The 4923-nt window shown below is 57.4% G+C and carries 6 protein-coding genes and 1 tRNA gene; 6 read left to right on the top strand and 1 reads right to left on the bottom strand.

Going from position 1 to position 4923, the window contains the following annotated elements; all coding sequences use genetic code 11:
- The 5 genes from ybgF to nadA all read left to right on the top strand — a co-directional run.
- A partial coding sequence (gene ybgF / locus ACIOWA_RS27315) for a tol-pal system protein YbgF (RefSeq protein ID WP_401162861.1) occupies positions 1 to 801 on the top strand: 801 nt, incomplete at its 5' end.
- A 165-nt stretch (positions 802 to 966) separates the two neighbouring features.
- On the top strand, positions 967 to 1614 hold the full coding sequence (gene queE / locus ACIOWA_RS27320) for a 7-carboxy-7-deazaguanine synthase QueE (protein WP_339430973.1): 648 nt from the start codon (positions 967 to 969) through the stop codon (positions 1612 to 1614).
- A 1-nt stretch (position 1615) separates the two neighbouring features.
- The gene (gene queC, locus ACIOWA_RS27325) at positions 1616 to 2308 is read left to right on the top strand and encodes a 7-cyano-7-deazaguanine synthase QueC (protein WP_401162862.1); all 693 of its coding nucleotides are present in this window, start codon (positions 1616 to 1618) and stop codon (positions 2306 to 2308) included.
- Between the two features lie 62 nt (positions 2309 to 2370).
- Positions 2371 to 2446 (top strand) — tRNA-Lys (locus tag ACIOWA_RS27330).
- Between the two features lie 272 nt (positions 2447 to 2718).
- A complete protein-coding gene (gene nadA, locus ACIOWA_RS27335) occupies positions 2719 to 3777 on the top strand; it encodes a quinolinate synthase NadA (protein WP_201228252.1) in 1059 nt (352 codons plus the stop codon).
- A gap of 136 nt (positions 3778 to 3913) precedes the next feature.
- Here the strand turns inward: nadA and ACIOWA_RS27340 are convergent, their stop codons facing one another.
- A complete protein-coding gene (locus tag ACIOWA_RS27340) occupies positions 3914 to 4402 on the bottom strand; it encodes an RDD family protein (RefSeq protein ID WP_401162863.1) in 489 nt (162 codons plus the stop codon).
- Positions 4403 to 4549: 147 nt separating this feature from the next.
- On the opposite strand from ACIOWA_RS27340, the gene ACIOWA_RS27345 reads away from it, so the two are divergent.
- Positions 4550 to 4923, top strand: a 374-nt coding sequence (locus ACIOWA_RS27345) for a helix-turn-helix domain-containing protein (protein ID WP_401162864.1), incomplete at its 3' end; no start/stop codon positions are given.

Genomic DNA, 4923 nt, shown 5'->3' on the forward strand with positions numbered 1-4923 from the left:
GCCCCCTCCCGCGCCCCCCCCCCCCCCCCCCGGCCGCTTGCGGCGTGGGCTGCGGTTCCTGTGGTCGATGACAACTCCGGTTATAACAATAGCGGGAGTAGTTATCCGCCTGCGGGTTACGGTACGAACGGCGCCTATGCCGGGGGAGCGGCTTCGGCCCCTACCTCGGCACAAGGCATGCTGTTCAATCAACTGCAACAAATGCAGGATCAGATATCGCGCCAGCAAGGTGTGATTGAAGAACTGCAAAATCAGGTTGCGCGCATGAAACAAGAATCCCTGGAGCGATACCAGGATCTTGATCGGCGCATAGGATCCGGTGCTGCACCTGCCGCGAATCCTGAGAATTCTTCTGCCGGTGGCGACGCAAGTGCTGCTGCCGGTACGGCTGCCCAAGCGCCTGCTGCAAGTAGCGAACCGGCTGATCCGGCCAAGGAAAAGCTGTATTACGATGCCGCTTTCGACCTGATCAAAGCCAAGGATTTCGACAAGGCCAGCCAGGCTTTTGCCGCGTTCCTGCGCAAATACCCGAACAGCCAATACGCGGGCAATGCCCAGTACTGGTTGGGTGAGGTAAACCTGGCAAAGGGCGATCTGCAAGGTGCGGGTCAGGCTTTCGCCAAGGTTTCGCAGCTATATCCCAAGCACGCCAAAGTGCCGGACTCGCTGTACAAGCTGGCTGATGTAGAGCGCCGCCTCGGTCATACCGACAAGGTGAAAGGCATTCTGCAGCAGGTGGTTGCCCAATATCCGGGCACATCCGCCGCTCAGTTGGCTCAACGCGATCTGCAGCGCATGTAAGCCTGTTTGACTGTTTTGAAGAAACCCGCGCCTGTCGCGGGTTTTTTCGTTAGAATTCACGCCCTTTTTCTGAAACACGCTTCTTGAGGCCTGCGCGTTGGCGAGGCTGCCTGAAGTGCCTGACGGAGGCGGACAGCCTGTTTAGCTGTTACGCCCGTGGCGACTATGCAAGACACATTGAGAATTACCGAAGTTTTCTACTCGTTGCAGGGGGAAACGCGGACTGCCGGGCTGCCCACCGTTTTTGTGCGCCTGACCGGTTGCCCCTTGCGTTGCCAGTACTGCGACAGCGCCTATGCGTTCACGGGTGGTACGATTCGCACCCTCGACGATATCCTCGAGCAAGTAGCCGGCTATCGTCCGCGCTATGTCTGTGTCACGGGCGGTGAGCCTTTGGCGCAGCCGAATGCCATTCCTTTGCTTAAACAGTTATGTGATGCCGGTTACGAGGTCTCGCTGGAAACCAGTGGTGCCTTAGATATCTCGGCAGTGGACCCGCGCGTCAGTCGTGTGGTCGATCTGAAAACCCCAGGTTCGAAAGAAGTTCATCGCAATCTTTACGAGAACATCGAACGGCTGACTCCCAACGATCAGGTGAAGTTTGTCATCTGTTCGCGGGAAGATTACGACTGGGCGGTATCCAAGCTGATCCAGTACGGTCTTGATCGACGCGCTGGCGAAGTCTTGTTTTCACCAAGTCACCATGATCTGAATGCTCGGGATCTGGCGGACTGGGTGGTGGCGGACAACCTGCCTGTGCGCCTGCAATTGCAGCTGCATAAATATCTTTGGAATGACGAGCCGGGGCGCTGATATGACTGAGCAACTGAACACCACCGAAAAGCGTGCGGTCATCCTGCTGTCCGGCGGCCTGGACTCGGCGACCGTCGTGGCCATGGCCAGGGCCGAAGGCTACAGCTGCTACACCATGAGTTTTGATTACGGCCAGCGCTCGCACGCAGAATTGCACGCTGCGGCGCGTGTCGCTCGCGACCTGGGTGTGGTCGAACACAAGGTGATAGGCCTGAACTTCAACGGCATGGGCGGTTCGGCCCTGACCGACACCAGCATCGACATTCCAGAGGCGCTGGGCGAGGGCATTCCGGTTACGTACGTGCCGGCGCGCAATACCGTTTTCCTGGCGCTCGCTTTGGGTTGGGCAGAAGTGCTTGGCGCGCGAGACATTTTTATTGGCGTCAACGCGGTGGATTACTCCGGCTACCCGGATTGCCGTCCCGAGTTCATTGAATCGTTCGAGCGCATGGCCAATCTGGCGACTAAAGCCGGCGTTGAAGGCAACGGCTTCCGCATTCAGGCACCGCTGCAGAATCTGAGCAAGGCGCAGATCGTCCAGGCGGGCGTGAAGCTGGGCGTTGATTATGGGCTGACTGTTTCCTGCTATCAGGCCGATGATGACGGCCGTGCCTGCGGCAAATGCGACAGCTGCCGCCTGCGTGCGGAAGGCTTTGCAGCGGCTGGCGTGAGCGATCCAACACCTTATTTTTGATTATTTTAAAAAAGGTGTTGAATAGTCCTTAAAAATCAGTATTATACGCGCCACCACACAGCGGGTCGTTAGCTCAGTTGGTAGAGCAGTTGGCTTTTAACCAATTGGTCGTAGGTTCGAATCCCACACGACCCACCATATTTGGCGGTTTAGAAAATCCGGAAGGCCCACGAAAGTGAGGATTTCCGGGTTTTTTTTTTGCCTGCAATTCGGGCACATGTTCCTTCACTGTCCACAGTTCTGACACAGGTCAGAATCATCTTTTGTATCCTCCGGATATTCTGTAGCCTTGCGCAGCTTCAACGTTGTCCGTGCCTGATACTACTCACTCTCCCGGCGGTACCCTCAAGCGGTCCGGAGCCGGGTGTATACTCGACTTTCGCGCGAAAGCGCCTGCAGGTCTTGCGAACATGACGCAGATTTCCGAACGCCTTCTGGTTCAAGCCCACCTCGATGCCAAACAGCCCAAACCGCTGACTGCCGAGGAAGAGGCCTACTACCGTTCCGCCATTGCCGCCGAGCTCAAGGCTCAGGACGCGGTGCTGGTGGCCCACTTTTATTGCGATCCGGTGATTCAGGCCCTGGCCGAAGAAACCGGCGGCTGTGTGTCCGACTCCCTGGAGATGGCTCGCTTCGGCAACGCCCACCCGGCCAAGACTGTAGTAGTCGCCGGTGTGAAGTTCATGGGCGAGACCGCGAAGATTCTCAATCCTGAAAAACGTGTGCTGATGCCAACCCTGGACGCGACGTGTTCGCTGGATCTGGGTTGCCCGGTCGACGAGTTTTCGGCGTTCTGCGATCAACATCCGGAGCGCACGGTGGTGGTTTATGCCAACACCTCCGCCGCCGTTAAGGCTCGGGCTGACTGGGTCGTGACGTCGAGTTGCGCGCTGGAGATCGTCGAAAGCCTGATGGACAACGGCGAGACCATCATTTGGGGGCCGGACAAGCACCTGGGCACCTACATCCAGCGCAAGACCGGCGCCGACATGCTGCTGTGGGACGGTGCCTGCATCGTTCACGAAGAGTTCAAGTCCAAGCAGCTCGAAGACATGAAGGCGTTGTACCCGGACGCAGCCATTCTGGTGCACCCGGAATCGCCGACGTCGGTGATCGAGCTGGCAGACGCCGTTGGCTCTACCAGCCAGTTAATTGCTGCCGCGCAGAGCCTGCCGAACAAGACGCTGATCGTCGCCACCGACCGGGGTATCTTCTATAAGATGCAGCAGCTATGCCCGGACAAGGTCTTCATTGAGGCGCCAACGGCCGGTAACGGCGCAGCGTGCCGCAGTTGCGCACATTGCCCTTGGATGGCCATGAACACCCTTGAGCGCACGCTCAGGAGCTTGAAGGAAGGGACGAACGAGATCTTTGTTGATCCGGCGCTGATTCCGCAGGCGATTCGGCCACTCAAACGCATGCTGGATTTCACCCAGGCAGCGCGGATGAAGCTGGCGGGTAACGCCTGAGATCTTTCTGCCACGCACAAAAACCAGTGGGAGCGGGCTTGCTCGCGAAAGCGGTACCTCAGTCGACTCAGATAGAGACTGATGCACCGCTTTCGTGAGCAAGCCCGCTCCCACTTTTGTTTTCGGTCTTTGGAAATTATTTGTTCTTCTTGGGGATCCGGACGATGCGGGTATCGGAATAGATGTCGTGCCAGGTGCGCTTCTGCTTGTCGTACAGCGACCAGAAGAACCCAAGCCCCACGCACAGCCACGAAGCGATCGACACCATGAAGCGCAGCAGCGCCTGCCACAGGCTGATCGCGCTGCCGTCGGCGTTCTGCACACGAATCCCCCACACTTGCATACCCAGCGTCTGCCCGCCGTGGGTCCAGAACTTGGCGAAGAACGCGAACAGCACCAGCAGCAGTACCGTAGAGTAAAGCGGATCGCCATCCGTTTTCCCGGCGTCGGTCAGCACGCGCAGGCGTTCTTCACCGATGATTGCCGCCTGGATCAGCTTGTAAACGAATCCGGTGACGATCAGCAAGGCAGTACACAGCAGGAAGTCATAGAACATCGCTGCCAGTCGACGGCCAAGGCCAACGGCAGGAAAGTCGCCCTGGGGAGTGAGCAGATGTTTCGACATGGCAGCCTCTGGACGCAAATGGAAGCGCCATTTTACGGATTCGCGCACACAAAAAAGCCCCTGATATCAATATCAGGGGCTTTTTCGTTACAGATGTCTCGTCCTGAATAAGGTTTACACCTTCTGGCTTCTTATCAGGAGGGGGCAATGGATACGGGCGCAAAACGTAGTCAACGCGATTACACGCTGACTTTTAAATTGTCGGTTGTCGACCAAGTCGAAAAAGGCGAGTTGAGTTATAAAGAGGCTCAACGGCGCTACGGGATCCAGGGCCGGTCGACGGTGTTGGTTTGGTTACGCAAGCATGGTCGACAAGATTGGAGCCAAGGCGCCTCCATCCGTACCCAGAGGACTCGACCGATGGACGAGCCAACTTTGCCTTTGACCCCCGAGCAGAGAATCAAAGAGCTTGAGGAGCAACTGGCACCGGCGTTTTTCAAGGTTGTTGTCGCGTCGCCGTCTAACTATGCCGCTCTTTTCTCGGTCTGCTGCTGCCGATCCGGGTTCAACATCACAGTGCC

The organism is Pseudomonas sp. NPDC087614, from assembly GCF_044743485.1.
Classification (GTDB): domain Bacteria; phylum Pseudomonadota; class Gammaproteobacteria; order Pseudomonadales; family Pseudomonadaceae; genus Aquipseudomonas; species Aquipseudomonas baetica_A.

Bases quoted from the DNA above. Each gene is read 5' to 3' on its own strand.
- ACIOWA_RS27340 (WP_401162863.1), bottom strand. From the start codon at position 4,402: ATGTCGAAACATCTGCTCACTCCCCAGGGCGACTTTCCTGCCGTTGGC.
- queE (WP_339430973.1), top strand. From the start codon at position 967: ATGCAAGACACATTGAGAATTACCGAAGTTTTCTACTCGTTGCAGGGG.
- nadA (WP_201228252.1), top strand. From the start codon at position 2,719: ATGACGCAGATTTCCGAACGCCTTCTGGTTCAAGCCCACCTCGATGCC.
- queC (WP_401162862.1), top strand. From the start codon at position 1,616: ATGACTGAGCAACTGAACACCACCGAAAAGCGTGCGGTCATCCTGCTG.